The organism is Kitasatospora sp. NPDC034533, from assembly GCF_055575155.1.
The window spans coordinates 61,567-88,313 of sequence record NZ_JBVITE010000028.1 but is presented as its reverse complement, the minus strand read 5'-3'; the positions used below and the strand labels follow the sequence as shown (position 1 = coordinate 88,313).

Annotated in this window: 22 protein-coding genes; 8 read left to right on the top strand and 14 right to left on the bottom strand. The window is 77.0% G+C overall.

Annotation, left to right across the window (positions count from 1 at the left end):
• Positions 1-247 precede the first annotated feature (247 nt).
• Complete coding sequence (locus ACZ55U_RS20560) at positions 248-2,086, top strand: sugar-binding protein (RefSeq protein ID WP_465527581.1); 1,839 nt, start codon at positions 248-250, stop codon at positions 2,084-2,086.
• A gap of 582 nt (positions 2,087-2,668) precedes the next feature.
• On the opposite strand, the gene ACZ55U_RS20555 is transcribed toward ACZ55U_RS20560, so the two are convergent.
• Positions 2,669-4,042: an MBL fold metallo-hydrolase gene (locus ACZ55U_RS20555; protein ID WP_465527580.1), complete on the bottom strand. Its 1,374-nt coding sequence runs from the start codon at positions 4,040-4,042 to the stop codon at positions 2,669-2,671.
• A 310-nt stretch (positions 4,043-4,352) separates the two neighbouring features.
• On the opposite strand from ACZ55U_RS20555, the gene ACZ55U_RS20550 reads away from it, so the two are divergent.
• The 3 genes from ACZ55U_RS20550 to ACZ55U_RS20540 all read left to right on the top strand — a co-directional run bounded on the left by ACZ55U_RS20550 (position 4,353) and on the right by ACZ55U_RS20540 (position 6,167).
• Positions 4,353-4,730 (top strand): rhodanese-like domain-containing protein, encoded by a 378-nt coding sequence (locus ACZ55U_RS20550; protein WP_465527579.1) that lies wholly within the window; start codon positions 4,353-4,355, stop codon positions 4,728-4,730.
• Entirely contained in the window at positions 4,727-5,476 is a 750-nt protein-coding gene (locus ACZ55U_RS20545) for a sulfite exporter TauE/SafE family protein (RefSeq protein WP_465527578.1), read from the top strand. The genes ACZ55U_RS20550 and ACZ55U_RS20545 overlap by 4 nt, the downstream gene beginning before the upstream one ends.
• A 106-nt stretch (positions 5,477-5,582) precedes the next feature.
• The gene (locus ACZ55U_RS20540) at positions 5,583-6,167 is read left to right on the top strand and encodes a rhodanese-like domain-containing protein (RefSeq protein WP_465527577.1); all 585 of its coding nucleotides are present in this window, start codon (positions 5,583-5,585) and stop codon (positions 6,165-6,167) included.
• 60 nt (positions 6,168-6,227) lie between these two features.
• On the opposite strand, the gene ACZ55U_RS20535 is transcribed toward ACZ55U_RS20540, so the two are convergent.
• A complete protein-coding gene (locus ACZ55U_RS20535) occupies positions 6,228-6,662 on the bottom strand; it encodes a hypothetical protein (RefSeq protein ID WP_465527576.1) in 435 nt (144 codons plus the stop codon).
• Between the two features lie 146 nt (positions 6,663-6,808).
• Here ACZ55U_RS20535 and sigJ point away from each other — a divergent pair, with 146 nt between their 5' ends.
• The 3 genes from sigJ (at position 6,809) to ACZ55U_RS20520 (ending at position 8,986) form a co-directional block, all read left to right on the top strand.
• The gene (gene sigJ, locus ACZ55U_RS20530) at positions 6,809-7,759 is read left to right on the top strand and encodes an RNA polymerase sigma factor SigJ (RefSeq protein ID WP_465527575.1); all 951 of its coding nucleotides are present in this window, start codon (positions 6,809-6,811) and stop codon (positions 7,757-7,759) included.
• A 97-nt stretch (positions 7,760-7,856) separates the two neighbouring features.
• Positions 7,857-8,624, top strand: coding sequence for an SOS response-associated peptidase (locus tag ACZ55U_RS20525; protein ID WP_465527574.1), 768 nt, complete (start codon positions 7,857-7,859; stop codon positions 8,622-8,624).
• Complete coding sequence (locus ACZ55U_RS20520) at positions 8,621-8,986, top strand: nuclear transport factor 2 family protein (protein WP_465527573.1); 366 nt, start codon at positions 8,621-8,623, stop codon at positions 8,984-8,986. Before ACZ55U_RS20525 ends, ACZ55U_RS20520 begins: the two co-directional genes overlap by 4 nt.
• 44 nt (positions 8,987-9,030) lie before the next feature.
• Here the strand turns inward: ACZ55U_RS20520 and ACZ55U_RS20515 are convergent, their stop codons facing one another.
• From ACZ55U_RS20515 to ACZ55U_RS20460, 12 genes are all read right to left on the bottom strand, one after another.
• Positions 9,031-10,674, bottom strand: coding sequence for a thiopeptide-type bacteriocin biosynthesis protein (locus tag ACZ55U_RS20515; RefSeq protein ID WP_465527572.1), 1,644 nt, complete (start codon positions 10,672-10,674; stop codon positions 9,031-9,033).
• Positions 10,675-10,702: 28 nt separating this feature from the next.
• Positions 10,703-12,580 (bottom strand): TOMM precursor leader peptide-binding protein, encoded by a 1,878-nt coding sequence (locus ACZ55U_RS20510; RefSeq protein ID WP_465527571.1) that lies wholly within the window; start codon positions 12,578-12,580, stop codon positions 10,703-10,705.
• Positions 12,577-14,247, bottom strand: a complete 1,671-nt coding sequence (locus tag ACZ55U_RS20505; protein WP_465527570.1) for a hypothetical protein — start codon at positions 14,245-14,247, stop codon at positions 12,577-12,579. The genes ACZ55U_RS20510 and ACZ55U_RS20505 overlap by 4 nt, the downstream gene beginning before the upstream one ends.
• Positions 14,244-15,434, bottom strand: coding sequence for a hypothetical protein (locus ACZ55U_RS20500; protein ID WP_465527569.1), 1,191 nt, complete (start codon positions 15,432-15,434; stop codon positions 14,244-14,246). Before ACZ55U_RS20500 ends, ACZ55U_RS20505 begins: the two co-directional genes overlap by 4 nt.
• Before the next feature lie 323 nt (positions 15,435-15,757).
• Positions 15,758-18,409 carry a lantibiotic dehydratase gene (locus ACZ55U_RS20495; protein WP_465527568.1) on the bottom strand — a complete coding sequence of 884 codons (2,652 nt, stop codon included), beginning with the start codon at positions 18,407-18,409 and terminating at the stop codon, positions 15,758-15,760.
• 187 nt (positions 18,410-18,596) lie between these two features.
• Positions 18,597-18,788, bottom strand: a complete 192-nt coding sequence (locus tag ACZ55U_RS20490; RefSeq protein ID WP_465527567.1) for a thiazolylpeptide-type bacteriocin — start codon at positions 18,786-18,788, stop codon at positions 18,597-18,599.
• Between the two features lie 300 nt (positions 18,789-19,088).
• Positions 19,089-19,280: a thiazolylpeptide-type bacteriocin gene (locus tag ACZ55U_RS20485; RefSeq protein WP_465527566.1), complete on the bottom strand. Its 192-nt coding sequence runs from the start codon at positions 19,278-19,280 to the stop codon at positions 19,089-19,091.
• Positions 19,281-19,684: 404 nt separating this feature from the next.
• Positions 19,685-22,192 (bottom strand): class IV lanthionine synthetase LanL, encoded by a 2,508-nt coding sequence (gene lanL, locus ACZ55U_RS20480; RefSeq protein ID WP_465527565.1) that lies wholly within the window; start codon positions 22,190-22,192, stop codon positions 19,685-19,687.
• A gap of 97 nt (positions 22,193-22,289) precedes the next feature.
• Positions 22,290-22,457 carry an SflA family class IV lanthipeptide gene (locus ACZ55U_RS20475; protein WP_465527564.1) on the bottom strand — a complete coding sequence of 56 codons (168 nt, stop codon included), beginning with the start codon at positions 22,455-22,457 and terminating at the stop codon, positions 22,290-22,292.
• A gap of 173 nt (positions 22,458-22,630) precedes the next feature.
• Positions 22,631-23,542: a phytoene/squalene synthase family protein gene (locus ACZ55U_RS20470; RefSeq protein ID WP_465527563.1), complete on the bottom strand. Its 912-nt coding sequence runs from the start codon at positions 23,540-23,542 to the stop codon at positions 22,631-22,633.
• A gap of 106 nt (positions 23,543-23,648) precedes the next feature.
• A complete protein-coding gene (locus ACZ55U_RS20465) occupies positions 23,649-24,887 on the bottom strand; it encodes a styrene monooxygenase/indole monooxygenase family protein (RefSeq protein ID WP_465527562.1) in 1,239 nt (412 codons plus the stop codon).
• 213 nt (positions 24,888-25,100) lie between these two features.
• Positions 25,101-25,751 carry a helix-turn-helix domain-containing protein gene (locus ACZ55U_RS20460; protein ID WP_465527561.1) on the bottom strand — a complete coding sequence of 217 codons (651 nt, stop codon included), beginning with the start codon at positions 25,749-25,751 and terminating at the stop codon, positions 25,101-25,103.
• Positions 25,752-25,929: 178 nt separating this feature from the next.
• On the opposite strand from ACZ55U_RS20460, the gene ACZ55U_RS20455 reads away from it, so the two are divergent.
• Positions 25,930-26,727, top strand: coding sequence for an aminotransferase class IV (locus ACZ55U_RS20455; RefSeq protein ID WP_465527560.1), 798 nt, complete (start codon positions 25,930-25,932; stop codon positions 26,725-26,727).
• Positions 26,728-26,747: the final 20 nt, after the last annotated feature.

Genomic DNA, 26,747 nt, shown 5'->3' with positions numbered 1-26,747 from the left:
GAGTGGCGGCGGCACGACGGCGACGGCGACCGTGGCGGCGGCTGACCGGGGCCCGGCCCAGGGACCGTGGCGCCCGCCGGGTGTCACTCCACGCGGGCTGGGCATCACCAGCGTGGATCACACCCGAGCCGCCGCGAGGCGGCCCACGAAGCGACCGGCACTCCGGCCGGCCGGCGGTCGGGCCCGTCCGCGCGGTCGTGGGCGCCGGTCGCGTCGCGACGGCCACACGGAAGGGAACGCACGAACCGTGACCCAGAACCTGTTCCGGCGGTCCTGGCCGGCCGTCCTCTTCGCCGCGGCCACGGCCGTGGCCTGCGTCTGTGCCTTCGCCGTGCCGGCGGAGGGTGCGGCGGGCCGCTCCGCCGCCGGTGCCGTGGCACCCGTCGAACGGGATCCGGCCCACACCGACGTCCTGTTCATCGGGGCCCACCCGGACGACGAGTTCCAGTCGCTGGCCACCTTCGCCCAGTGGCGGGAGCGCGGCGGGCGGCGCACCGGGGTGGTGACCGTCACGCGGGGCGAGGGCGGCGGGAACGCCGTCGGGCCGGAGGAGGGCGCCCGGCTCGGCCTGATCCGTGAGACGGAGGAACGGGAGGCCGTCGGCCTCGCCGGGATCGACAACGTCTTCTACCTCGACAAGCCGGACTTCTGGTACACCCTCTCCGCGCCCCTGGTCTCCTCCGTCTGGAACCGGGCGCCCGGGCGGCCGACCGACACGCTCGAACGGATCGTCCGACTGCTCCGCGCGACCACCCCGGCCACCGTGGTGACGATGGATCCGCGCCCCTTCGACCAGCACGGCGGGCACCAGGAAGCCGCCCGGCTGGCCGTCGAGGCGTTCCGGCTCGCCGGTGACCCGACGGCGTTCCCCGGGCAGATCACCGACGAAGGGTACCGGCCGTGGCGGCCCTCCGAGTTGCTGGCCCAGAACTGGGGGTTCGACGGGCCCGTCGGACCGTCCTGCGCCGCCGCCCGGCTGACGGATCCCCACACGGGGCTGCCCGTGGAGGGTGTGTGGACCGGAGCCCGCTCCGGCTCCTCGGGCGAGACCTTCGCGCAGGTCGAGCGCGATGCCGCCCGCAGGTACCTGACCCAGGGCCTCGGCTCGCTGCCCGCCACCGTCGACACCCCGCCCGGACGGCTGCCGTGCGAGTGGTTCACCGTCCTCGCCCGGGCCGGCGAACCGGTTCCCGCCGCCGTCCGGGACCAGACGGGGTTGAGGCCGCTGTACGCCGAGTTCCGCGACTGGACCCGGCGCGTGGGCATGCCCTGGCTGGCGGATGGCGCCCAGCCCGACTACCCCGCCGCTCCCGCGACCGAGGTCCCGGCCCTCGATCGCCCACCCGTCGTCGACGGCGCGGCCGGCGCCGGGGAGTACCCCGGGCCCGAACTCGCGCTGCGGCACTGGGCCGGCCGGGACTGCGCCCCCGCCGACTGCTCCGCGACCGCCCGGATCTCCCGTCACGGGGAGGACCTCTACGTGCTCGTCCAGGTCACCGACGACCGGATGGGCAGCGCCCTGGAGGCCGGGAACGACTGCAAGCGGCACTGGCGCACCGACGCCGTCGAGATCGCCATCGATCCGCGCGGCGACTCCGACGACACCTCGACCACGTTCAAGACCGGCATCCTGCCGTTCACCGCGAACGGCGGCGGCCCCTGCGCGGAGCGCGACGGCGACAACCACCAGGGCCCGGCGGACACCACCGCCCCCGGGCTGACCGTCGCCTCCCGGGTCACCTCGCCCTACCGCGGCTACACCGTCGAGGTGCGGATCCCGCTGTCGGTCCTCCCGGCCGCCGTCGACCCCGAGCGGATGACCGCGAACGTCCTCGTGTACGACTCCGACACCACCGACCGGATCGGCAAGAGCCGTCTGGCCTGGTCCCCGTTCGGTAGCGCCCAGGCCGACCCGTACGCGTGGGGCACCGTTCGCCTGCCCGGCTACACCCCGCCCCCGGGCCAGCCGGCCTCGGCGCCGCGGATCCCGACGGAGGCAGCCCGGAGTCAGGATTCACCCGCCTCGGTCGCCCAGTCCGAGCGCCTCGGCGTACCGCTCGCCGCGGGGCCGCGCCTTCCCGGCTGATCGGTTCCCGGCCGATCCCGAGGGCGGGCCTGCGGCCCTCGGGGCGCCTCAGGGCCACCGCTGTCCGGCTCGAACCTCCCCGGCTCCGGTGGCGAGTCCTCACCGGCACCCCGCACGACGCTCCCCGGCGGGCCCTCAAGTGAGGTTCCGGGCCGGGCACCCGGAGCGGGCCGCGCGGTGCGGCGAGCGGTGACGCGCGGACCGGGAGCGGTGGAGAAGGGGCGGTAACCGACGGGCACACATCCTCGGCGTCCGGCCCGGCCGTGCCCGCAGGCCGGTGCGCACCTGCCACCGGGGCCGGGAACCGGAGCGGGGTCCCCGGCGACCCGCCACCGATCCGTGGCCCCCGATGGACACCGACCCATCGGCGCTTCGCCCGAAGGCGGCGGGGCGTGCCGTGGCGGACGCGGTCCGGGCGTGATGCTTCACGGGCCGTGGCCACGGCCTGGAGCCGGGAACAGCGGACCGGGAGGCGGGTGCCTTCAGGAACTCCCCTGGGCGGGCAGGGTTTTGGCCGGGACGGCCGGGTTCGGTCGCGGGCGGGTTCCGGTCCGGCCAGGCTCCGGTCGCGGGTGGGTGCGCTCAGGCCTCCGGGGCGGCCTCCCAGGCGCCGTAGCCGCCGATCAGGTCGTAGGTGTGCGGGTGGCCGTGGTGGCGCAGCAGACTGGCGGCGATGGAGGAGCGGCTGCCGCCGGCGCAGTGCAGGACGACGGGGCGGTCGGTGGGCAGTTCGCCGTGGCGGGCCGGGAGTTCGGCGAGCGGGAGGTGGACGGAGCCGGGGATGGCGCCGGCCTCGCGCTCGGCGGCGCCGCGCACGTCGACGACCAACGGGGGCCGCCGGCCGGCGAGTTCCCCACGAAGGGTGTGCACGGTGAGCCGGGCACCCTGGCGCATCAGCTCGGGGTGGGCGCGGAAGGCCTCCTCCGGGTCGGCGAGGTAGCCGGCCACCCGGTCGAAGCCGATCCGGGCCAGGCGGGTGACGAGTTCCGCGCCGCGCTCCTCGGGGGCGATGACCAGCAGTTCGTTCTCGGGCGCCAGCACGGTGCCGGACTGCTCGGCGAAGCGCCCGTCGGCGGGGACGTTGAACGACTGCGCGAGGTGACCGGCGGCGAAGGCGGCCGGGTCCCGGCCGTCCACCACCAGGGCGCCCCCGGCACGGCGGGCCAGGAACTCGGCACCGGTCAGGGCGCGGACGGCGTCCGGGTCGAAGAGCTCGCGCTCGCGGCGGTTGAGGTCAGCGTCGTAGCCGAAGTAGCCGGGGGCGGTGGGCTGGCCGTCGGTGACCAGGTCGACGAAGGCCGCCTCGTCCATCGGGGCACAGGCGTAGTTGGTGGCGCGCTCGCGGCCGATGGTGGACCGGCGGTCGGTGGAGAGGTTCTTGCCGCAGGCCGAGCCGGCGCCGTGCGCGGGGAAGACCAGGGTCTCGTCGGGCAGGCCCATCAGCTTGCGGTGCACGCTGTCGTACAGCATCGCGCCGAGTTCGGTGGCGGTGACACCGGCCGAGGCGAGCAGGTCGGGGCGGCCGACGTCGCCGATGAACAGCGCGTCGCCGGTGAGCACGCCGTACGGAACGGCGTCGTCGGGCTGCTCGAAGACCAGGATGCTGATCGACTCGGGCGTGTGGCCGGGGGTCTCCATGATCTCCAGGGTGACGTCGCCCAGTTCGATCCGTTCGCCGTCGGCGAGCTTGCGGATCGGGTACTCGGTCTCCGCGCGCCGCCCGTACCCGATCCAGGCGCCGGTGCGGTCGGCCAGTTCGAGGTGACCGGCCAGGAAGTCGGCGTGGAAGTGGGTGTTGATGACCGCCTCGACGGTGAAGCCGTGCGCCCTGGCGTCGGCGACGTACTCGTCCACGTCGCGGCGCGGGTCGACCACGACGGCGCGGCCGGTGCGCTCGTCCGCGATCAGGTACGAGGCCTGGGAGAGGCAGTCGAGGTAGAACTGGGCGAAGTACACGGGGAACCCTCCTGGGCGTCGGGCGCCACAGCGCCGTCTTGATACCCCCCACGGTATGTTTCCGAGCATACGGCTTGCCGTAGCGATACGGGCGGGGGTATGCCGAACGATTTCGATAATACCCCCGGGGGTACTATGGTGGGCGTCGAGGGGCAGCGTCCCGCCGCCGATCCAGGTACGGACGGGGCCGAGGACGCGCCGGTCACCCCGCCGCACCGGGCCGCCAGGCCGGTACGGACGCCCGCGGGACCCGCGCCGCCCCCACCACTCCGGACCACTGCGGTCCGGTCTGCACCACTGGAGAAACCGCATGCCTTCGCTGCCGCACACCCCCGGACCGAACGCCACGCCCGGCCGGGCCACGCCCGTCCAGGCGCACGAGCTGGCCCGCACCGGCGCCGCCGTGCTGCTCGACGTCCGGGAGCCCGCCGAGTTCGCCGCCGGGCACGCCCCCGGCGCGCTGCACCTTCCGCTGATCGCGCTGGTCGCGGGCGTCCCGCTGCCGCCCGAGGCGGCCGGGCGGACCGTGCTGGCGGTCTGCCGCTCCGGGCACCGCGCCCGGCGCGCGGCCGAGCTGCTCGCCGCACGCGGTGTCGAGGTGCTGAACGTGGCCGGAGGCATGGGTGCCTGGGCGCTGGCCGGGCTGCCGGTCACCACGCCCGGCGGCGACGCCGGGCACGTGATATGACCGCGCTGCTCCTGGCGCTCGCCGCCGGCGCGGTGGTCGGGCTCGCCCTGGGCGGGCTGGGCGGTGGCGGCAGCATGCTCGCCGTCCCCGCGCTGGTCTACCTGCTGGGCTTCAGCCCGGCGCTGGCCACCACGGCCAGCCTGGTGATCGTCGCCGCGACCTCGCTGACCGGACTGCTCGCCCACGCCCGGGCGGGCCGGGTCCGCTGGCGCACCGGCGCGCTGTTCGCCGCCGCCGGACTGCCCTTCGCGACGGCCGCCGGAGCGCTGTCCGCCCGTCTGCCGGGCGCGCTGCTGACCAGCGCCTTCGCGGTGCTGGCGGCGCTCGCGGCCTGGCGGATGCTGATGCCGCCCAAGGCGCGGGCGCAGGAACGTTCCGCCACAGGACCCGGCCGCTCGGCGGCGACCGGCGCCGGGCTCGGCGCGGTCACCGGACTGCTCGGCGTCGGCGGCGGCTTCCTCGCCGTCCCGGCCCTGGTCTCGGTGCTCGCCTTCACCATGGCCGAGGCCGTCGGCACCAGCCTGCTGGTCATCACCGCCAACTCCCTCGCCGCCCTGCTCCCCCGCCTCGGCGCGACCGGGGCGATCGACTGGGCCGTGGCCGCCCCCTTCACCGGAGCCGCCGTCCTCGGCGCCTGGGACGGCAAGCGGCTCGCCGACAAGCTCAGCGGGCGCGCCCTCCAGCGGACCTTCGCCCTCGCCCTGCTCGGCGTCGCCGCGCTGATGCTGGTCACCACCCTGAGCTGATCACCCCGTCGGCGCCGATCCCAGCCACCCCCGGCCGACCGCCGAACACCACCGATCCCCCACCCACCGATGGCCCCACCCGTCCCCGAAAGGACCCGGCGAACCCATGACCCCCACCCCGCTGACCGTCGAACAGCTCCAGCCCCGCCTCGGAGAACTCACCCTCATCGACGTCCGCTCCCCCGGCGAGTACGCCGCCGGCCACATCCCCGGCGCCCTGAACGTCCCGCTCGACCAGCTCGACCGCGCCCTTCCCGCCCTGCGCGAGGCCGCCGGGACCAACGAGATCGCCGTCGTCTGCGCCGCCGGACCGCGCGCCGAGAACGCCTGCCACCGGCTGGCCGAGGCCGGTGTCCCCACCCTCACCCTGACCGGCGGCACCAACGCCTGGGCGAGCGCCGGCCGACCGCTGGAGCAGGTCGCCGATGCCCGCCGGGTCTGGGCGCTGGACCGCCAGGTGCGCCTGGCGGCCGGCTCCCTGGTCCTCGCCGGCCTGCTCGTCGACCTCGCCAGGCCCGGCACCCGCTGGATCTCCGCGGCCGTCGGCGGCGGGCTGGCCTTCTCCGCGCTGACCAACACCTGCGCGATGGGCTCGCTGCTCTCCAAGCTCCCGATCAACCGGCCCCGCCCCGGCACCCCGGGCCTGGACCGGACGCTCGCCACCCTGACGAGTCGCCCGATCGAGCGCTGAGCCCCCGCGCCCCTCGCCGCCCCCGAAGGCCCCTGCCCGCCCGGGCAGGGGCCTTCGGGGCTACCGCCCGGAGCGCGTGGCCGGCGTCCGTACCAGGTCCGCCACGCTCAGGCCGAAGATCAGCACGCCCAGCGGCACATGGACCGCCGGAACGTGCGCGACGCCCAGGACCACCTGCGCCGAGGCGAGCGCCAGGAAACCGGAGGCGTGCAGGACCGGGCGCGGCGATCCGCCGCCCGGCCGCCGGGACAGCACCGCCGCGAGCAGGTAGAGCATCGAGGCGCCGTACATCACCCGCGCGCCGACGCTGTGCAGCGGCTCGCCGTAGGAGGTGGAGAGCAGCAAGCCGGCCGTGACCGCCTGGAAGAGGACGGCCGTGGTCTGGAGCGCGATCGAGACCCGCAGAAAGGCACGGGTGCGCCGCTCCACCGCCGTCCCCGCCGCCCTCCCCGACGCCGTCTCCGTGATCGCCCCTGCCGTGGTCGGGATGGCCATGACGTTCCCCTCTTCTGCCTCGCGGCACTCGATCGGTAGTGTCCCGGTGATCCGACGACACAGCCCGGCGAAGTGTGAGGCGGGGCTCCGGCGGCCCGGAGCGCAGGAGCGGCGGCGGACGAGACGAGGCAGGGAGCGGCCCGACCATGAATCCCCCATCCGAGCCCGCGCGGCGGCAGGGCGAGGCGGACCCGAGCGTGCTCCTCGGCGAGCGGCGGCAGCTGATCAACCTCGCCTACCGGCTGCTGGGCTCGCTGGCCGAGGCGGAGGACGCCGTGCAGGAGACGTACGCCCGCTGGTACGCGCTGTCGCGGCCGCAGCGGGAGGCGATCGTCTCGCCCGGCGCCTGGCTGACCACGGTGGCCGGCCGGGTCTGCCTGGACCTGCTCGGGTCGGCACGGGTGCGGCGCGAGCGCTACGTCGGCGAGTGGCTGCCCGAGCCGGTTCCCGACCGTGCCGAGTGGATCGGCGGCTCCACCGGCGGCGGACCGACCGATCCGGCGGACTGGGTCACCCTGGACGAGTCGGTGGACATGGCCTTCCTCGTCGTCCTGGAGTCGATGACTCCGGCCGAACGCGTGGCCTTCGTCCTGCACGACGTCTTCCGCTACCCCTTCCCCGAGGTCGCCGAGATCGTCGGCCGGACTCCGGCGGCCTGCCGCCAGCTGGCCACCTCCGCCCGCCGCCGGGTCCGGGCCGCCCGGGCGCCCGCGGCGCCCACCGCCGCGCAGGCCGGGCTGGTACGGCACTTCAAGGAGGCCTGGGAGGCCCGGGACATCGAGGGCCTGGTCGCGCTGCTCGCCCCCGGCGCCACGATGACCTCCGACGGCGGCGGCGTGGCCGGCTCCGCCCTGCGCCCGGTCCGCGGCGGCGCCCTGATCGCCCAGTACCTGCTCCACTTCGCCGACCGGGCACCCGGGCTCACCCTGCTCGAACGGTCCGTCAACGGCCGCCCCGGCCTGGTGGCCCGGCAAGCGGGCGTCACCGCGACCGTGGCGGCCTTCGAGTGGACGGACGGCCGGATCACCCGGATCTGGGCCATCCGCAACCCGGAGAAGCTGCGCCCGTGGACGGAGCGCGATCCGCGCGGTCACTGAAGGGGCGGACACACCGGGCCACCGCCGTTCCCCCGTGCCGGCCCGGTCGCCGCCCGTACCGAACGCCGTTGTCGGTACGGCGTGGCAGGCTGGGGGCATGTGCGGCCGTTTCGTCTCCACCACCACGCCCCAGGACCTCGTCTCACTGCTCGGAGAGCTCCGGTGGGATCCGGCCGAGACCTTCGCGCCGAGCTGGAACGTCGCCCCGACCGACCCGGTCCCGGCCGTCCTGGAGCGCGTCGACCGGGAGACCGGCGAGCTGCTGCGCCAACTGCGTCCGCTGCGCTGGGGGCTGGTCCCGTCCTGGTCCAAGGACCCGTCCGGCGGCGCCCGCATGATCAACGCCCGCTCGGAGACCGTCGACACCAAGCCCGCCTTCCGCAAGGCCTTCGCCTCCCGCCGCTGCGTGATCCCCGCCGACGGCTACTTCGAGTGGCGCGAGGTCCCCGCCTCCGCCGGCCGCGCGAAGTACAAGCAGCCGTACTTCCTCAGCACCGGCGGCGTGATGCTGATGGCCGGCCTCTACGAGTTCTGGCGCGACCGCACCCGTGCCGAGGACGACCCGCTCGCCTGGCTCGCCACCGCCACCGTGATCACCACCGACGCCACCGACTCCGCCGGCCGCGTCCACGACCGGATGCCCCTCACCATCGCCCCCGACGACCTCGCCACCTGGCTCTCCCCCGACCACACCGACCCCGCCGAGCTCCACCACCTGCTGCGCCGCCCGGCCGACGGCGCCCTGCGCGTGCGCGCCGTCCCCACCATCGTCAACAGCGTCCGCAACAACGGCCCCGAACTGCTGGACGCCGCCCCGGACCCACTGGGTCTGGCGGACCGGGACCGGACCGAGGAGAGCGGATGAACGGCACTTCCGTGAGCGTCGTCGAGGCGGCGTTCCGCCACTACCGGTCGCAGGACCGGGAGGCGGCCCTGCCGCTGTACGCCGAGGACTTCAGCTTCACCAGCCCGCAGGACGACCGCCTCGACAAGGAGGCGTTCTTCCGGCGCTGCTTCCCCACCGCCGACCGGTTCCGCGAGCAGCGGCTGCTGCACGTCACGCCCGCCGACGGGGAGCTCGTCTTCGCCTACTACGAGTACGAGTTGACCACCGGCGGGCGGTACCGCAACGTCGAGGCGATCACGGTGCGGGACGGGCTGATTCACGAGGTGCAGGTCTTCTTCGGCGGCCGGCAGGCGGATCCGGAGGAGCCCGCGGCGCGGTGAGCCCGCCGGCCCACCAACCCGCCGCCCCACCCGGCCGCCGGCCGTCAGGGAGCCGGAGTCGAGGTTCCCCCGGGCCGGCCCAGCGGGAGCAGGTACTGGATCGGTTCGCCCAGGTCGTCCAGGCCGAGGAGCTCGTGGGCGAGGTCGTCCTGGAGGCCGCCGAGGGGGGTGGTGCCGAGACCGAAGGCGGCCGAGGTCAGCAGCAGGTTCTGGGCCAGGTGGCCGGCTTCCAGCAGGCCCAGGCGCAGGGCCCGCAGGCCGTAGCGGCGCCGGAGGTGGGCGAGGTCGAGATAGACGGCGAGGACGGCGGGGGCGTCGTCGATGCCGATGGCGTCCGGAGTGCCGGCCGGGCGGGAGAGGTAGGAGGAGAGGGCCTTGAGGTCGTCGACGGCGGGGGCCGGGCCGATCGGGCGCAGGCTGCGGTGCTCCGGGACGCACTGGTAGGTGCCGGCGGGCAGGCCGTCCACGGCGAGGGCGAGCACCCGCAGCCGGACGGTGTGCAGGGCGCCCGCGCTGGGGTACGGGCGGTGGCCGGTCCCGGCGTCGGGGGCGAGGGCCGTCCAGAGCAGTCCGCCGAGGGCGCCGGCGGTGAGCGGCCCGGCCAGCGTGCCCCGGGTGGAGCGGCGGGTGCGCAGGGCGTCGGCGAGGGTGACGGGCGGCAGCGGGTCGGCGGGCAGCGGGAGGTCACCGGGGCGCGGGACCGGGGCCGGGCCGTACGGCAGGTCGCGCAGGGCGGTGTCCTCGCCGCGGCCGAACTGGAACTTGCTGCGCTCCAGGTACTGGTGGTCCGGGGCGTGGTGGTCGGTGGGGAAGAAGGTGAACGGCTGCCCGTTCTCCATCAGGGTGCGGGCGGCCAGGCGGCAGACCGCCCGTTCCTCGTCGGGGCCGACGCCGAGCCGGTTGAAGAGCATGTGCAGCTGGGAGGCCCAGACCCAGGACAGCCGTTCGTCGGCGTCGGCGGGCGCGGCGGCCCGCATCAGGGCGTCGGCCTCGGCGACCCGCGCCGCCCAGTCGGCGAGCCGGGGTGCGGCCGTACCGGCGTCCAGCGCGGCGCGCAGGGTGCGGGCGCGGTGGGCCAGGGCCTCGCGCTGCCGGGCGAACACCGTGTTGACGCGGGTGTGCACGGCGGCCCCGGGCAGCGGCCGGAACTCGGTGACCCACCGCCAGGAGGCGGCGTGGCGGCGCAGCCAGCGGGAGGCGGCGAGTTCGTCGAGGCCGAGGGCGTGGGCGGTGGTGTGGGCGAGGTCGAGGGCGAGCGACAGCCGCTCCCGGGGGGCCGGGCCGAGGGCGCGCAGGGCGCTGAGGGCGGCGCGGGTGGAGTGGGTGAAGACCTCCTCGGCGATCGGCAGCAGGGCCGGGCCGCCGTAGCGTTCGGTCTCCGGCTCGTAGGGCACCTCGGTGACCGTGCCGTGACCGTCCGCCCACGGTCCGTCGGGCGGGGTGCGGCGGGCGGCGAGGCGGGTGAGGTCGGCGGCGAGGGCGTCGGCCCGCCCGTCCGGGGCGCGGTGGCGGATGCGCAGGTGGGGGCCGCCCTCGCCGTAGCGGATGAAGAACCACTCGCCGTCCGCGAGGCCGTCCATCAGCGGGGCGAGGTCCTCGGTGAGGAAGGCGTCGGCCTCGCGGGCGGACAGCGGCAGCGCGAGGTGCAGGCTGTGCCAGCGGGTGACCGGCATCGGTCGGGTGGTCATCGCGGTCCTTCCGGGCGACTGGGCCGGCCTAGGGGAACGGGTGCGGGTGGAGGGGCAGTTCGTCGTGGCGCAGCGGCGCCGGGGTGCGGCCGAGGCGGTACGGGACTTCCAGCAGCCGGGGCAGGCCCCGGGTGCGGCGGTTGACGTGGCCGAAGGTCATCGGCAGGGTGCCGGGGACGACGACCTTGGCGCAGTGCAGGCCGAGCCGGTCGCGGGCGCCGGGCTCGTCCTGGGTGACCGCGATGACCTCCAGGCCCTCCCTCGCCAGCCGGGCGACGGTGCGTTCCAGCAGGTCGGTGAGGTCGGTGACCGGTTCGGGGGCGCCGGGCCAGCGCTCCGTCCAGGGCACCGGGGGCGGGCCGGCGAAGAGGAAGTCGAGGCGGGGCTGCGCCTCGGGCAGGGTGTTGAGGCCGACGTGGTCGTCCAGGCTGAGGACCAGCTCGGGCCGTTCCAGCATCGGGCGCAGCCGCTCCGGGTCGCGCGGCCCGCCCGGGGCGGTGTCGCGCTGCGGCGCCTCCTGGACGTTGGTGACCACCTCCGCGACGGCGGAGCGGATGGCCGCCCTGGGGTCGTGGTGGGCGCCCGCGGCCAGGAAGGTGCGCGGGGCTTCGGGGTGGTCGCCCCGGTGGCGGCAGAGGGCGACCACGGCGGGGATTCCGAGGTCGTTGGTGGCGTCGAGCAGGGTCAGGCGGTATCCGAACAGCCCGGCGCGGTCCGCGAGTTCGGCGATCTCCTGGTCCTCGGTGGGCAGGGCGACGGCGGGCAGCGGGGTGCGGGCGTACCAGGCCATCAGGAAGGCGTCGCGCTCGGCGACCTCGAACAGGCCGTAGAGCGCGGCCTCCTGGGGGCTGTTGCCGAGCCCGCAGCCGTTCGAGGACTCGTAGACGACGCGGGGGCGGTCTCGGCCCGGCACGTCCCAGTAGGCGACGTGCTCCGGGACGGCGACCGGGCGGCGGTGGGTGAGCGACCAGCCGTGCACCCAGTCGAGGACGAGCTCCGGGTCGTACGGGACGGTGGCCACGGCGGGGTGCCCCGGGTGGGCGGCGTCGGGCAGTCCGAGCCGCACCGGGTCGAGTACGGCGGCTGGGCCCAACTCCCGCTCCAGTGTGGCGTAGGAGGCCCGAAGGACGGTCCGGCGGCCGAGCGGCCGCATGCCCGCGTGGCGCTCCACGGCCTCGAAGAGGGCCACCCGCTCGCTGGCGCGGAAGTCCGCCGCCCGGCCGTACCCGCCGTCGTCGAGCCCCCGGCCGTCGGTGACCCAGGCGGTGGTGAGGGCGAAGGCGGAGTCCTCGCTGCGGAACAGCCGGCGGACCGGCCCGAACCGCTCGTCGTACAGCTCCTCCCTCAACTGCCGCACACCGGAGCGGTCGTTGGGGCCGCGCAGTACGGCCGGGTCGGGCAGCGGGCGGGGGCTGGCGGGCAGTCGGGCGGCGTCGGGGGTGTCGGCGGGCAGCGGGTGGCAGACCTCGCAGCCGCCGACCGGGCGCACCCGGTGGGTGGACCAGGTGGCCCAGCCGCCGTGCACGACGTGGACGGTGGCACCGGCCGGGTCCGGCGGGGCGGCGGCCAGGTCGGCGGCGAGCGCGGCCACCGCCTCGGCGAAGGCCGGGGTGCCGGTGCCGGCCAGCGCCAGGTCCGGGCTCTGCCACGGCACCCGTCCGCCGGCGGTGGCGAGCCGCTGGTACTCGGCGCAGGCGAGGCAGGCCGGCGCGCCGGGGGTGAGCAGCGGCCCGACCACGGTCAGCGCGCCGTCCTCGCACACCGGCACCAGCCGGACGGGGTGCGCCAGGGCGTGCCGGCTGAGCCGGGCGGCCAGGCCGAGGGTCCACTCGGTGAGGTGGACGGCGGCGGTGCCGCCGGTGGCGGCCAGGGCCTCGGCCGGGGTGAGGGTGGGGAGCGCGTTCATCGGGGGCCTTCCGCGAGGACGAGCACCGTGAAGCCGCAGCCGTCCAGGGCGTCGGCGATCGGCCGGGCACCCGGGGCGGAGGGCTGCCGGCGGGCGGTGCGCAGGCCGGTCAGACGCAGCAGCGCGGCGCGCAGGCCGGCCTCCCGGTCGGCGAGTTCGGCGAGCCACCGGCCGGTCCAGCCCGGTCCCGTCCAGGCCGCCGGGGCGCGCCCGGCGGCGGCGAGCGGGGCGGCGGCGCCGCAGAGGGCGGCGTGGTGGGCGGCGGTGAGTCCGGCGTCCCGGGCCAGCAGGCGGGTGAGCGCGTTCACGGCGGCGTGGGCGACGGCGTCGGCGGGGGTGGCCTCGACCGCGTGGACTCCTTCCACCCGGGCCAGGTACGCCTGTACGCCGCCGATCTGATGGACCGTCAGCTTCGGTCGGCGGCCCAGTCGGCGGGCCAGGACGCCGTACCAGTGGGCGGCCTGCGGGTGGTCCCGCCAGGTGCTCTCCGACACCGTGCGGTCGCCCCGGGCGGGCCGGGCGAGGACGGCTCGACGCAGCGCCCGGCCGAGCGCGTGGTCCGGGTCGGCGCCGACCACCGGCGCGGTGCCCGGGTCCAGCGCCGCCAGGTGGAGTTCGGCCGACCGGCAGGCGGCGGCCAGCCGGGCGAGGTCCGTCCGGGCGGCCCCGGCGGCGAGGGTGCCGGACGGAGTGGCGCAGGACACCAGGGCCACCGGCAGCTGGGGCAGTTCGCCGGGGACCGGCGCGTCCAGTACGCCCAGTCTGGGATCGCCGAGGGCGTCCACCCGGCGCAGCGCCTCGGCGAGGTCCCGGGGCGGCGCGGCGGCCTCCCCGGGGGCCGCCGCCCAGGGGCGGTGCTCGGCGCGCGGCGGGCGGGCCTCGGCGACCAGGACGGCCGGGCGCCCGGCGATCAGCCGGGGGTCGTCGGCCGACGCGCCCGGGTCCGGCAGCCCCGCGACGGCGCAGAGCAGCCGCTGGGCGCCGGCGGCGGCGAGCAGGGCGCCCAGCAGCGGCGGGGGCTCGGCGGCGGGGCGGAGGGCCAGCCGGGCGGCGAGCGCCGTGGCGTCCGTCCGCGCCCGGTCCGGGTGGGCGGGCTCGGTGACGAAGCCGCCGTCCGCGCCGCACTGCACGGCGACCGCCACCGGGCCGTCGGCCGTGGCCACCACCCGGCCGGCGGGCAGCGCGGGCTCGGCCACCACCGTGGGTCGGCCGGTACCGCCCCGGGCGAGGGCCCGTGCCACCGCGCGGGCCAGCGGGCCGTCCGGGTCGGCGGCGGCCACCACCGGCCGGGCGGCGGCCAGGGCGGCCGTGGCGCCGCCGGGATCGTCGGCCACCGCGCCGGCCCAGGGCGGCAGCGGGGATCCGTCCGGGTGGTCCACCAGCAGGTCGTGCTCGCGCAGCCGGGCGGTGACGGTGGCCAGCGCGGCCTCCACTCTCGGCTCGGCGGCGGGATCGGCGGGCTCGGCGGGCTCGGGCTCGCCGCCCGGCTCGGTTCCCGCGTCGGGCCCGAGCCGGGCGGCGAGCAGCCGCCACAGCGCCGGGAGCGCCCGGCTGCCCTCCAGGGTGAGGCTGGTGCCGCGCCCGCGCAGGTGCAGCCCGTCGCGCAGCGGTGTCACCGCCACGCCGGGGCGCAGCCGGGGCCGGGCGGGCCGCGGTGCGGCCGTCATGCCGTCCGCTCCGCGTACGCCGCCGCATCCACCGCCGCATCCCCCGCCGACCCGGCGCCGAGGAGCGTCTGCCACCGGTGCCCGGTCAGTTCGGGCACGCTGCGCACCAGCAGGTGCGCGGCGAGGTAGCGCTCCAGCGGGCGGACGTCGCAGATCGCCAGCAGCCGGTACAGGCCGTTGGTGGCGGCCCGGTTGATCAGGTAGTCCGGGCGGCGCCACATCGTGCCGCCAGGGTCGGCCCGGTGCAGCAGGTGGTGGAACTCGCTGTAGCGGGTGCGCAGTTCGGCGTCCCAGCGTTCGGCGGTCGGCCGGTCGCCGAGGGCCCGGGCGCGCTCACGGTACTCGGTGTGGCGGCTGCCGAGGTCGGCGCCGGCCGCGAGCCGCCGCTCGGCCAGGGCCCAGGCGGTCGCCGACCAGTGCGCCCAGTCCCGTTCCCAACCGCGCGCGCCGCCCTCGGTGATCCGGCGCACCAGCGTGGTGACCGAGCGGCCGGTGAGCGCCCACCGGCGCTCGAAGCCGGCCCGCAGTCCGCCGTCCGGGTCCTCGTGGACCAGGAAGTCCTCCAGGTGCGACAGCACCGAGTAGTGGGCTCCGACCAGCCCGTCCGGGTGCGCGGTGGCGTGCGCCGCCAGTGCCGTCACCACCAGGTGCACCCGGGCCTGCGGGAGGTCGCCGTGGGCGCCGAGGAAGTGGCAGGCCGAGTCGACGGCGGGCAGTCCGATCCGCAGCAGGTCCTCGCGCAGATCGGCGGCGTCGGCGCCGAGCAGGGTCCGCAGGGAGTGCTCGACAGCCTGGTCGACGGGGGCCGTCACCACGGTGTTGTCGGGCACCAGCGGCCCGTACGGCGGCGCGACCAGCTCCGACCGCCCGGCGACGGCGGCCTCGGCGAGCAGTTCCTCGTCCGACCGGTCGGCGACGGAGGGGTGGGCGTCCGCCCACTCCCGCAGCGCCTCGGCGGTCCCGCGCGCCGCGTCGGCCACCCGCGCCCGGGGGCCGCGCAGCCGCAGCCGCAGGTGCGGCCCGAACCGCCAGTGCCGCTCCACGTGGACGGCCAGCCCCTCGGCCGCCAGCCGCCGGGCCGCCGGCAGCACGGCTTCGCGCAGAGCGCGGGCCTTGTCGGGCTGGTAGTGGTACAGCACCACGTCCCAGGCGCCCACGGGCCCGTGGCCCTCGGCCGGATCACTCATCGTGCGCCTCCTCGGCACCGGAAGAACGGACGGAACGGCGGACAGCGGACGGCCGCCACGCAGCGCCTCCGCGCCAAGCGACCGCAGCGGTCGCCGGACGCGGACGGCCCCCGCCGGGTCACTCATCGCGCTCCTCCTCGGCCCGGCGGAACGGGCGGAACAGCGAGCACCGCCCGCCCCCGGTGCCGCCTCCGGGCCGCACGGCCGCCGGTGCCGCTCGGCAGAGGCGGACCCCGGCCGCCGAGCCGTCGGCGGACCGCCCTCGCGCACCGCACGGGCCCCGGCGGGCCGGCCCACCGTTGCGGCACCCCCGACCGGCCCGGTCACTCATCGCGGGCCCCTTCGACCGTGGCGCGGTGGGCGCGCGTGCTCCGCCCACGCCCCGGCCGGTACGTCTCCACCACCAGCTCGACGGCCCGGCGCGGCTCGGCCTGCCCCCCGATGCCCGGCAGGGCCTCCTCCAGCACCACGCCGCGCGGGTGCCGGGTGAGCCACCTGGCGAGGTGGCACAGGTGGAGCGGATTGCCGAGGTCGACGGGCTGCGGTTTGGGCGCCCGCAGGTGGGCCACGAAGGCGTCGCCCGGGGTGCCCGCCGGGTCGACGGCCGCCGGTACGGGGTGGAGGAAGAGCTGTTCGGGCAGGCCGAGCCGGGCCCGCCAGCGGGCGACGGCCGCGGCGGGGACGCCGTACGGTCCCGGGTCGGCGGCCAGGTCGGCCCGCAGGGCGTCGAGCACCCCGGCGGGCAGGTGCCAGCGGCGGCGGGCGAGCACGACGTGCCGGTGGCGCAGGCGCGGGGTGCGCTGGACACTGCCGCCGGGCGCGGCCAGCGCGGTGCGCGGCAGCATCGGGCGGAAGTCGACGGCGCCGTTGGGGTGGTCGTCGAGCAGCGGTCCCAGCCGTTGGGGCAGCATGACCGGGGCGAGGAACCCCAGGTAGAGGACGTCGAGCAGTTCGCCGGTGCTCCGCAGCCGCAGGCGGAGCTGGTCGTCCGTGAGGTCGTGCACCAGGTCGAGGTCGGCTTCGGCGAGGCTGGTCCAGCGCCGGTCGGGGCCGATCTCGTCGGCGAGCAGCAGCGGATGGAGGTTGGCGTTGAAGCCGCCGACCGGGCGGACCTGGGCCGCCCGGGCGCCGTCGCCGAGTCCGGCCCGCAGCGCCCGGGCGACTTCGCCGGCGGCCTGCGGGGCCGTGCCGTCGAGGAACCGGCTGGTGAAGCGCCCCCATCCGCCGTAGACGTGGTTGACGCACAACAGTCCGTCCACGCAGTCGCGTTGGAGGAACCAGGAGTAGCTGAGCGGCCGGGCCGCGGTCCAGTCGGGCAGCCGGTCCGCCAGGGCTCGGACCCGCTCGGCGGGAAGCAGCAGTTCGCCGTCCGACTCCGGGAGGTCGGCGAACTCGGCGCGCAGCGCGCCCAGTTCCTCGGGCGGCGCCGCCTCGGCCCAGGCCTGTGCCGCCTGTGCCCCGAAGTCCCACGGGGCGTCGCACACCCCGCCCGCCCCGTAGCGGGCGACGAACCGGTCGCGGGCCGCCCGGCGCATCAGATGGCCGTGGTCGAACAGCTCGGCGAGCGCCGTGAGTTCGGCGAGCGCCGCCCGGTCCGCCGGGCCCGGCCGGGGCTCCGGCGGCGCCGGTGCGTGGACGTCCTCGCCGAGCACGCTGAGCGGCGCGGCCCCGTCCGGTACGGGCCGTCCGGCGTCGGCCAGCACCCGCCGCCAGTCCTCGGCGAGCGCGGCCAGCAGCGCGGGTCGGCGGGCGCCCGGCGCTTCGGCCAGCGCCTGGGTGTCCAGGGCGAGGCGATCGATCCGGTCGGCCGTCCCGGTGTCCTCCGGCCACTGCCGCAGCCAGTGCGCGAGGCCGCGCAGCGGCTGGGGGTCCTGCGGGTCGACCGGCTCGGTGGGCACCAGCAGCCGGGCCGCCAGGAGTCGACCGACGAAGCGGTGCGCGGCCGGGTCCTCCCCCGGGCGGCCGAGGGCCTCGGCGAGCCGGGCGGCGAGCCGGTCCGGCCGGTCCGGGGTGGCCGCGAGCGTGGCGAGCAGGGCCAGTTCGGGCCGGTCGGCGAGTTCGACCTCCTCCTCGCGGGTGACCAGGTAGCGCCCGCCCGCGAACACCGCCTCGGCGCGGGCGTAGCGGGCCCGGCCATCGGCGGTGCGGGCGGCGCTGGTCATCCGGTGCGGCAGGGTCCGGCTGCGGCGCGGGTCGTCGAGCAGGGCCTGGACGAGTGCGGCGACCAGTGCCCGGTTCTCCCGGACGACCGCGCGCGGCTCGCCGACGGCCACCTCCCCCGAGGCCGTCTCCCCGGAGGCCGTCTCCCCCGAAGCCCAGCCGACGGCGGTGAACCAGGACAGCGGGCTGGTCTTGGCGGTGGCCCGCAGGGCGTGGCGCAGCACCGCCGCCTCCTCCTTGCGCGCCCGGCCGCGCGGCTCCCCGCTCGCTCCCGCCGTACGCTCCACCGCGCGCAGCAGTTCGGCGCTGGTGAGCGCGACGGCCCGGGTGAAGGCGGGCTCCCGGCAGATGCCCGCGAGCGCGGCCCGCTCGGCGGCCAGGGCGGGCGGGACGGCGTCCGCGAGCGCGGCCAGCAGCCAGGCCCGCAGCTGCCGCAGTTCCAGCCACTCGGCCAGTCGCGGGAGGCGGCGCGGCAGGTCGGCGAGCCGGTCGAGCAGCGCCGCCCGCGGGGGCCGCCGGTTGTGCAGGTCGCGGCGCAACGGCAGCACGACCCGGCGGTGGAACTCCTCGTCGTGTCCGGCCCGGCTGGCGAAGAGGTCGTCGCACAGGGGCTGCCGAAGGGCCTCGGCCGTGGTCTCGGCGGCGGCGAGTGCGGCCAGCAGCGCCCGGGCGCCGGCCGAGGCCGAGGACTGGGCGGGCCGGGCGAGGACGGTGGAGCGCACCAGGGTGTGGTCGGCGGTGTACGCGGCCGAGGCCGGCGCCTGGGCACCGCCGGCGGCCCGGTCGTCCCGGGGCGGGGCTGCACGGTTGGGCATGGCGGGTCCCTCCGACGGGGCCTGAGGCGTGGCGATGGCGGCACTGCTGGGACCGGCCGGCGAACTCGCGGGCCCGGCGGGGGCTCGCGCGGAGCGCGGGACGGACCCGGCGCGCCCGGGTGGACGCGCCGGGTCCGGGAACCGGGCCGACAGGATCAGCCGACGGCCGAACCTTGGTGGTGGGACGTCAGTCCGTCGTCACGGCCGGTGCCGGCGGGTGGGCGCAGGAGGACGAGCCCCGGCAGGAGCAGGAGGCGTCGGAGGCGCCGCCCTCCGGCAGCGCGACGGTGTCGCGCAGGGAGGTGACGGTCAGCTCACTGAGGTCGAGGTCCAGGAGGCCGAGGCCCTCGGCATCGGTGGGCCCGGTGGTGTCGGACATGGCGAACTCCCTTGTGACGGCGGGCGCCCCGGCCGAACCGGGGTGGGACGCCCGCGAAGCGGGTGTTGCGGGACGCGCCGGCCCCCACGGGTGCGCCGCGCACGGGGCGGATCCGGCACGTCCGGGAGGACGCGCCGGGTCCGCCTCGGGTGGCGGCGCCGGCCCCGCAGGGCCTGACCGACAGGATCAGCCTACGGCCGGGTTCATGACGTGGCGTCAGTCGATCGGGAGAACTCTGTCACCTGCCGCCGGGCACAGCAGGACGACCCCTCGGCAGGAGCAGGAGCAGGAGCGGCGGCGTCAGGCGGTCGGCACGTCCGGGAGCTGCGGCTGCGCACAGGAGGACGAGGCCTGGCAGGAGCAGGAGCCCCAGGAGGCGCCGTTCTCCGGCAGCGCGACGGTGTCGCGCAGGGAGGTGACGGTCAGCTCGCTGAGGTCGAGGTCCAGGAGGTCGAGGCCGTCGGCGGCGGTGGACTCGGTGGTGTCGGACATGTGGGCTCCCTCGGGATGGCAGGTGTGCCGGTCGGACCGGATGGTGTGGCTGCGAAGCGGGCGCCGCGCGATCTGCCGGCCCCGGGGGTGCGCCCGCTCGGGCCTCGCGGGCCCGGGCTTCGCGCCGCCCGTCGACTGACTCTAGGCAGCGGGAAGGCGGCCCCGACACGGGTGATCGACACCTTGGCCGGGGCCCGTCGCCCCGTCGGCTCAAGAACGGCTCGGCTCAAGCGGCGCCCCAGCGCCCCTCCACGGTTCCGCGATCCCGGCTCGTCCCGTCCACGACCGGCGACCGCGCGGGCGGGGGCCCGGCCGGTCCGAGGATCGCGGTGAGCCGGGTCCCGCCGCGAGGACACGTGGTGACCGTGGCAGGGCCGAGCCTCCGGCCGCGCCCCCGAGGCCGCTCAGCCCAGCGGCAGCAGCCCCGGCACCGGGCCGCCGCGCCGGGTGAGGCGCCGCAGGAAGGTGGCGACGCCGGGGGTGCCGACGGCCCAGGCCCGGGACTCGGCGTCGGGGCGGCGGCCCGGCAGCAGCGGCCGGTCCGGCGGACCGCCCGCGCGGGTCAGGATCAGCGCCGCCAGCTCCTCGGCGGCCGCCCAGTGCCGGGCGTCGCCCGTGGCCACCGCGAGGTCGACGAAGAGGTCTCCGACGCCCGCCAGGCCGCAGCAGCGGAAGACCTGCGCCGTCCTCGGGGCGAGCAGCCGGCAGGTGTCGGCCGCCTCGGCGGCCGATCCGAGCAGCGCGTCGTCCCCGTACCGCCGGGCGGCCTGGACCAGCAGGGTGCCGATCCCGGCCAGGCCCCGGCACCAGGCGAGGTAGCGGCGGGTCGCCCCGGGCGCGCGGGCGGCGGCGATGATGCCCGGGAGGTCGGCCGCGAGTGCGTCCACGATCCCGCGGGCGGTGGCCCGGGAGGCCTCGTCCGGCATGGCGAGCAGGAAGTGGGCGATGCCCGCGCGGCCGTGCGCGAAGCCCTCGGCGAGGGCGGCGGTGCCGGGGTTGGGCTCCTCCCCGAGGTCGTCGAGGGGGTGGCCGGCGAGCCAGGCGGCGTGGTCGGCCGCCGAGGCACGGTGCGGTGCGGCCTGCGGGACGGCGGCGGCGGCGAGCAGCAGGTGCCCGGTGCCGATCCCGGCCGCGCCGGCGATCTGGTCCGGGCCGCTCCCCTCGTACCGGCGGTGCTCGGGCGGCTCGGTGCCGAGGACGGCGGCGGCCTGCGCGAGGAACAGGTCGACGCCGCAACGCCCTTGGTACAGCGAGCCGTCCAGGCGGCCGAGGGCCGGGTGGGCGGCCGTCCAGCGGGCCAGCTCGGCGGCGGCCGACCGGGCGTCCGGGCGGTGCGGGTGCTGGAGCAGTTCGAGGCCGAGCCCGGCCGCGCCGTCGTACAGCGACAGCAGGGTCCGGGGCCGGTCACCGCCCGCGCCGGACGCGATCAGCTCGCGGGCCATCCGCACGCAGCCGGTGACGGTGTGGTCGAGCGCCTCGGCCAGCCGGCTGGTGCCGGGCCGCACCGGGGCCCCACGACGCGCGGGCACCCGGCCCTCCCGCAACAGCGCCGCCGTGGCGGTGCGCCGTTCCGGGTCGAAGCTCAGCAGGCCCTCGACCAGCCGCGCCGCCGGGTGGCCGGGCTCCGGGAGGGCGGCGCGCAGGCACTCCAGGGTGCGGTCGCGGTCGGTCGCCGGGTCCGGGTCGATCACGACCGGGTCGAGGCCGGTGAGGGCGTGGTGCAGGGTGGTGCCGAGCGCGTAGAGGTCCTCGGCGGGGTCCTTGCCGGTGGCGCCCGGCAGGCCGTACCCGGCCGTGGCGCCGGGTGGGCGTTCGCCGTCCAGCGCGCTCACGCCGAAGTCGACCAGGGCGGGCCTGCCGTCCGGGCCGAGCACCACGTTCGCGGGCTTGAGGTCGCACACCACCACGCCGCGCGCGTGCACCGCGTCCAGGATCCGCAGCAGTCGGCGCGCCAGCGTCCACCAGTCCCGGTACGGGCCGGAGGTGAGCACGGCGCGGCGCAGGTCGATCGGCCCGCAGGCGCCGCTGACCAGGTACTCGTCGGTGCCGTGCCGGAAGTAGTCGACCAGCGGCGGCACTCCGGGCACCCCGGCCAGCGCGGCGAGCACCCGGTGCTCGTGCCGCAGCCGGCCGCGCGCGTCGGTGCCCGCGCCGTCCTCCGCGACGAAGGCCCGGGCCTGCTTGACCACCACCTCGCGCCCGGTGGCGAGTTCGAGCGCGCGGTAGACGTGGCCGCCGGGGGCGCGGGTGATGCCGGCGGTGATCCGATAGCGGCCGGCGCCGACCCGGGTGGTCGCCGTGCGGGCGGGGGCGCCGGGCGCCTCGAACGGGTCGTCCGCCCAGGGCGGCCGGCGGTAGCGGGCCTCGGCCAGGCCGGGGAACATCGAGCCGTCCGGGCCGGTCATGCCGGCCTCCGCCTCGTCCTCGGTGACCCGGAACGGCCCGTAGCGGTAGTACACCGGGCTGTCCGCCCGCACCGGACGGTCGCTCACCACGGCGGGGCCGTCCCAGCCGGCCAGGGCCCGAGCCAACTCCACGCCCAGTTCCCGGACTTCCTCCTGCCGGGGGTAGACCGTGACGGCCTTGCCCACGGCGGCGGCGCCGTGCCGGCCGCTGTTGAGCTCCGCCAGCGCCGCCGTGCCGACCGCGAACTTCACGTCGCAGACGCGGCGCAGCAGGATCGGCAGCGCCGTGTCCAGCAGCGCCGCGAACCGCTCGGGGCGGGCGGACAGGTGCAGCTTCCAGCCGTGGGCGAGCGCCGGCATCCTGGGGTCCCGGAGGTACCACCACCGGCCGTCGCCGTGCAGCGGGCGGTGCGGGCCGGGGGCCCGGGCGGCCAACCGCTCGGCCCGGCAGCGCAGTTCGTCCTGCTGCGGGGCCTCCTGGCGCGCTGCCCCCGGTCGCGTTGCCACCGGTCGCGGTACCTCGGCGGAGCCGGGGTCGGGCGGTGTGCTCAAGGTCGCCTCCTCCCCCGCTCCGCCGTGGTCCACCGCTTCGGATCCGGATGGATCAGGAGTTGAACTCACAGGGGAAGCGGGTCGGGACGTACGTCACCCACGGGTCGGCGAGACAGGCGACCGGCGTGAGGTCGGCGTCGAACTCGTCCTCGAAGACGATGGCGTCCTCGTCGATCTCCAGCGGTCCGGCGTCGCGGATGTCGGTCATCACGGCACTCATGAGGGTCCTCCCGAGGAGCGGGTCGTTGGGTCCTGCGAGCTGAGCGGGCTCATGCTAGCCAGGCCTCCCGAGCCGGGACAGGCACCTGACAGACCCGCCGGATCGACTACGACAAAGGAGGGTTCCGTTTGTGGACGCCGCCTGCGCCCGCCCCCAGCGGGCCGTTCGCCCGGTCAGCCGCGCAGCCGGCGGGCCCGGAGGTACTCGCGGGCCAGCAGGCGCAGCGCGGCGGGCTTGGCGGGCCCGGCCGAGCGGCGCAGCAGGGCGCCGAGGTCGGCGCGGGCGGCGGCGCCGGTGAGCTCCTCCATCCCGACGATGCAGCGGACCATCGGCCGGTGCTCGGGCGGCACCAGGCCGATGACGGCCCTGCCCTCGGCGAGGGTGCGGCCGGCCCGGTCGAGCAGGGCGCCGAGCAGGGCCCGGACGGCGGGCAGGTCGCGGGCCCGCTCCAGGTCGGCGCGGGTGACGCCGTGTTCGGCGAGCGTCTTCTCGGGGATGGTCAGCCGGCCGTCCGCGAGGTCCTCGGCGAGGTCGTTGACGAAGTCGAGCCGCTGGCTGCCGTCGATGAAGGTGCGGCAGGCGGCGCGGTACTCGCGCTGGTCGCCGTCCGGGCCGATCAGCGAGGCGACCACCATGAAGGCGGGCAGCGAGTACCCGTCGACGTAGGCCTGGTAGTCCTCCTCGGTGGCGAAGCCGGTGAAGTCCAGGTCGGCCTCGGTCGCCGCGAGGAAGTCCAGCACCGGCACGCGCAGGACGGGGTGGGCGGCGACGCTGTTCAGCAGCGGCCGCAGCTCGGGGTCCTCGGTGCGGCCGGCGGCGAGGCCGTCGGTGACCTGCCGCTGCCGGAGGGCCGAGGCCGCCCGGCGCTCGGCGAGCGGGCCGCTGTCGATCAGGGTGTCGGTGCGGTGCATGAAGGCAGCGGCCGCGATCACGTGCGGCACCATCCGGGCGGGCAGCAGCAGGTCGGCGGCGAGGGTGATCTCCCGCTTGTACCGGGCGACCTGCTGCCGCTGCCGGCCGTAGTCGGCCCGCAACCCGGGCTCCCGTATGCCGGCCGCGTCCAGCGCCCGCTCCCACCTGCCCATTTCCCCGCTCACCCCATCATCCCATCGACGGGGACCGAGCGTAGCCGGTGGACGCGGGAGCGCCTATTCGAGGCCCGGGCCCCCAGCCGGGGCCGCGACCGGCCGGTCAGCGGCCGGCCGCGGCCGAGGCCAGGTAGGCGTCCGCCTTGTCCGGGTCGAAGTACCACTCCTCCAGGTCCGCCGGGTGGTCGAAGGCGTTGGCGAAGCGGTGGGCCACCGCGGGCAGTTCGGCCCCGGCGGCGAGGATCCGCAGGACGTGCGGGGGCGGCGGGCGGAGCAGTTCGTTGCTCCAGGTGGTGGCGGGGGCGGCGATCCGCCAGAAGCGGTCGAAGGCCGCCTGCTGGAACGCCCGGTCGAAGGGCCGGTCGCCGTGGGCGAGGATCGCCTCCAGGTAGAGCGCGGCGCACTTGGCGGCGTTGTTGGCTCCCTGGCCGGCGATCGGGTCGTTGAGGACGACCACGTCCGCGACTCCCAGGACGGCGCCTCCGCCCGGCAGTTCGCCGACCGGGCGGCGCACCACCGGGGTGATCCGGCCGGCCAGCGTGCCGCCGGCGTCGGTGAGTTCGACGCCGGCGCGGGTGCGGTCGTACTCCCAGGGCGTGAACTCCTTCATCAACTCCAGTGTCACCCGCAGGTGTTCGGCCGGGTCCCGGATCCCGTCGAAGGCGTCCGCCGGGCCACCGGGCAGGGCCTGCCAGACCATGGCGTCGCAGGGCCCGTCCTCGGTCAGGGCCGGCACCAGGAAGAGCTCACCGACGTCCGGCACCAGGTTGCAGCGCACCGCCGGGTAGTCGTGCTCGGGCCGGGGCGCCAGGCCGTGCACATAGCTGGCGGCGAGCGCGCGCTGTGGCCGCTCGTACGGGGAGCGCTCCGGGTCGCGCTCGAACAGTGAGGCCAGCGAGCCCTTTCCGGAGGCGACCAGCACCAGGTCGTACGAGCCGGCCAGGTTCTGGAGGTCGGCGGCGCTCACCCGGCGCAGTTCGACCCGGCCGCCGCGCTCGGCGAACAGCTCCAGCCAGGTGGACATCTTCAGCCGCTGGTCGACGGACTGCGCGTAGGCGTCCAGCCGACCGACCCAGTCGACCGCGCGCGCCGACTCCGGCCCGGCCACCGACACGCCGAGGCCCTCGATCCTGGGCGCCTGCCCGGCCCACAGGTCCAGGCCGAGGGCGCGCTCGGTGCGCAGCGCGGAGTCGAACATGCACTGGGTGGACAGCACCCGTCCGCCGCGCACCTCCTCCGGGGTGCGGTCGGTCATCATCGTCACGTCGTAGCCGTGGGCCTGGAGCCCCAGGGCCAGTTGGAGTCCCGCCTGTCCGGCGCCGACGATCAGCATCCTGCGCATCGTCCCTGCTCTCCTGGTGGTCGCGTCCCGAGCCGGCGGCCCTCGCCCACCCCGGCCGCCACCGGCCTGCTTACCAGGCATCGCCGCGCCCGTCCACGGGCCGGGCCGGTGCCCGGCGCCACCGTCACGCGGACCGGCCCGCCGACCGCCGGTCCCCAATCCGCCACGGCGGCACAGGCGTTCGATGCGTCGCCCCGGCCGCCGGGCGGCTCCTCAGCCCGTGACCAGCCGGCGCCCGCTGACCTTCTCCGGGTGGATGCGCACCCAGCGCGGTCGCTCCCCGCCCGCCCAGGGGGCCGCCCCGGGCAGGCCGGCCAGGCGCGTGCGCTCCTGGGGGTCCGTCACGTAGTGGGCCGGGCCGAGGGCGAGCACGCTCCAGCCGCGGCCGAGGTACTCGTCGAGGTGGTCGACCTGGAAGGAGACCGCGGCCCCCTCCTCGGGGGCGGTGGCGGTGTGCTCGGCGGTGCGGTAGGCGAAGCAGCCCTGGTCGACCACGTAGTTGACCGGCATGACCACCGGAGCCTGCTCGCCCGGCAGGGCGATCCGGCCGATGCCGTGGCTGCCGACCAGGTGCCAGCACTCCTGCTCGGTGAGGTCGAGCAGCCGGGGGCGCGGACCGGGGCCGCCCTGTCCGGGCGGGGCGTCGGCGCGGCCGGACAGCAGTTCGGCGCGGGTGCTGCCGAGGGCGGCGGCGATCCGCAGGAAGCCCGCCGGGTCGAACCCGGGCCCCGCGTCGAGCAGGGCCCGCAGGTACCGGGGGGCCATCGCGGCCCGGTTGGCCAGGGTCTCCTCGCTGAGGCCCAGCTGCCGGCGCCGCTCGGCGATCCGGCGGGCCACGACGGCGGGGTCAGGGGTGTCGTGCACGGTGGTGACTCCTCGGCTTGCCGGGGGGCGGTCGGGCCGCGTCCGGGCGTTGACCAGGCCGGGCCCATCCAAGCGCCCGGTCCTCGGCAAGTCGAGCAACGGCCCGGCCCGTGCGTGTCGGTCACGGCCCCGCGCCGGGGAGTTGACCACCCGTCCGCCACGGCGGAACTGTGGAAGCATGGCGCGGATGCTGAACATCGAGATCAACGGCCGGCCCGCGGACGTCGAGGACGTGCACCGGGTGGCGATACGGAGTTACGGGCACTTCACGTCGATGCAGGTGCGCCAGGGGGCGGTGCGCGGCCTGGACCTGCACCTGCGGAGACTGGCGGCGGCGACCCGCGCGATGTTCGGTGAGGAGGTCGAGAGCGACGGCGCCGCGGTCCGGGGAATGCTCCGGCACGCGCTCGGCACCGAACGTGACGCGTCGATCCGGGTGACCGTCGTCCCACGGGCCGACACCCCGCTGTCGCCCGACGTCATGGTGTCCGTGTCCGACCCGGTCTCCGACGCGCCGCGGCCGGCGCTGCGCGTCCGCACGGTGACGTACGAACGCGAGTTGCCCCACCTCAAGCACCTCTCGACGATGGGCCTGACCCATCACCACCGCCAGGCGCGGGCCGCCGGGTTCGACGACGTCCTGTTCGCGGGGCGGGACGGGCGCCTTCGCGAGGGCTCGGTGTGGAACGTCGCGTTCTGGGACGGCCGCCAGGTCATCTGGCCGGACGCGCCGGTGCTGCCCGGTGTCACGATGCGGCTGCTGCAACACGGCCTGACCAGGGTCGGTGTGCCCTGGGCCGTCCTGCCGCTGACCTCCGACGACCTGCCGGACCTGCGCGCCGCCGCGGCGGCCAACTCCCACTGCCCCTGCCAGCCGCTCGCCGGCATCGACCGGACGGCCTTCCCGGACGGCGAGGGCGGCCTGGTCGAGGCCCTGACCGCCGCCTGGGCCACCGTCCCCTGGGACGCGCTCTGACACCCGGCGCGCATCCGGCC

Coding starts and splice junctions, on each gene's coding strand:
- ACZ55U_RS20550 (WP_465527579.1), top strand. CDS start 4,353: ATGCCTTCGCTGCCGCACACCCCCGGACCGAACGCCACGCCCGGCCGG.
- ACZ55U_RS20545 (WP_465527578.1), top strand. CDS start 4,727: ATGACCGCGCTGCTCCTGGCGCTCGCCGCCGGCGCGGTGGTCGGGCTC.
- ACZ55U_RS20540 (WP_465527577.1), top strand. CDS start 5,583: ATGACCCCCACCCCGCTGACCGTCGAACAGCTCCAGCCCCGCCTCGGA.
- ACZ55U_RS20535 (WP_465527576.1), bottom strand. CDS start 6,662: ATGGCCATCCCGACCACGGCAGGGGCGATCACGGAGACGGCGTCGGGG.
- sigJ (WP_465527575.1), top strand. CDS start 6,809: ATGAATCCCCCATCCGAGCCCGCGCGGCGGCAGGGCGAGGCGGACCCG.
- ACZ55U_RS20525 (WP_465527574.1), top strand. CDS start 7,857: ATGTGCGGCCGTTTCGTCTCCACCACCACGCCCCAGGACCTCGTCTCA.
- ACZ55U_RS20520 (WP_465527573.1), top strand. CDS start 8,621: ATGAACGGCACTTCCGTGAGCGTCGTCGAGGCGGCGTTCCGCCACTAC.
- ACZ55U_RS20515 (WP_465527572.1), bottom strand. CDS start 10,674: ATGACCACCCGACCGATGCCGGTCACCCGCTGGCACAGCCTGCACCTC.
- ACZ55U_RS20510 (WP_465527571.1), bottom strand. CDS start 12,580: ATGAACGCGCTCCCCACCCTCACCCCGGCCGAGGCCCTGGCCGCCACC.
- ACZ55U_RS20505 (WP_465527570.1), bottom strand. CDS start 14,247: ATGACGGCCGCACCGCGGCCCGCCCGGCCCCGGCTGCGCCCCGGCGTG.
- ACZ55U_RS20500 (WP_465527569.1), bottom strand. CDS start 15,434: ATGAGTGATCCGGCCGAGGGCCACGGGCCCGTGGGCGCCTGGGACGTG.
- ACZ55U_RS20495 (WP_465527568.1), bottom strand. CDS start 18,409: ATGCCCAACCGTGCAGCCCCGCCCCGGGACGACCGGGCCGCCGGCGGT.
- ACZ55U_RS20490 (WP_465527567.1), bottom strand. CDS start 18,788: ATGTCCGACACCACCGGGCCCACCGATGCCGAGGGCCTCGGCCTCCTG.
- ACZ55U_RS20485 (WP_465527566.1), bottom strand. CDS start 19,280: ATGTCCGACACCACCGAGTCCACCGCCGCCGACGGCCTCGACCTCCTG.
- ACZ55U_RS20475 (WP_465527564.1), bottom strand. CDS start 22,457: ATGAGTGCCGTGATGACCGACATCCGCGACGCCGGACCGCTGGAGATC.
- ACZ55U_RS20470 (WP_465527563.1), bottom strand. CDS start 23,542: ATGGGCAGGTGGGAGCGGGCGCTGGACGCGGCCGGCATACGGGAGCCC.
- ACZ55U_RS20465 (WP_465527562.1), bottom strand. CDS start 24,887: ATGCGCAGGATGCTGATCGTCGGCGCCGGACAGGCGGGACTCCAACTG.
- ACZ55U_RS20455 (WP_465527560.1), top strand. CDS start 25,930: ATGGCGCGGATGCTGAACATCGAGATCAACGGCCGGCCCGCGGACGTC.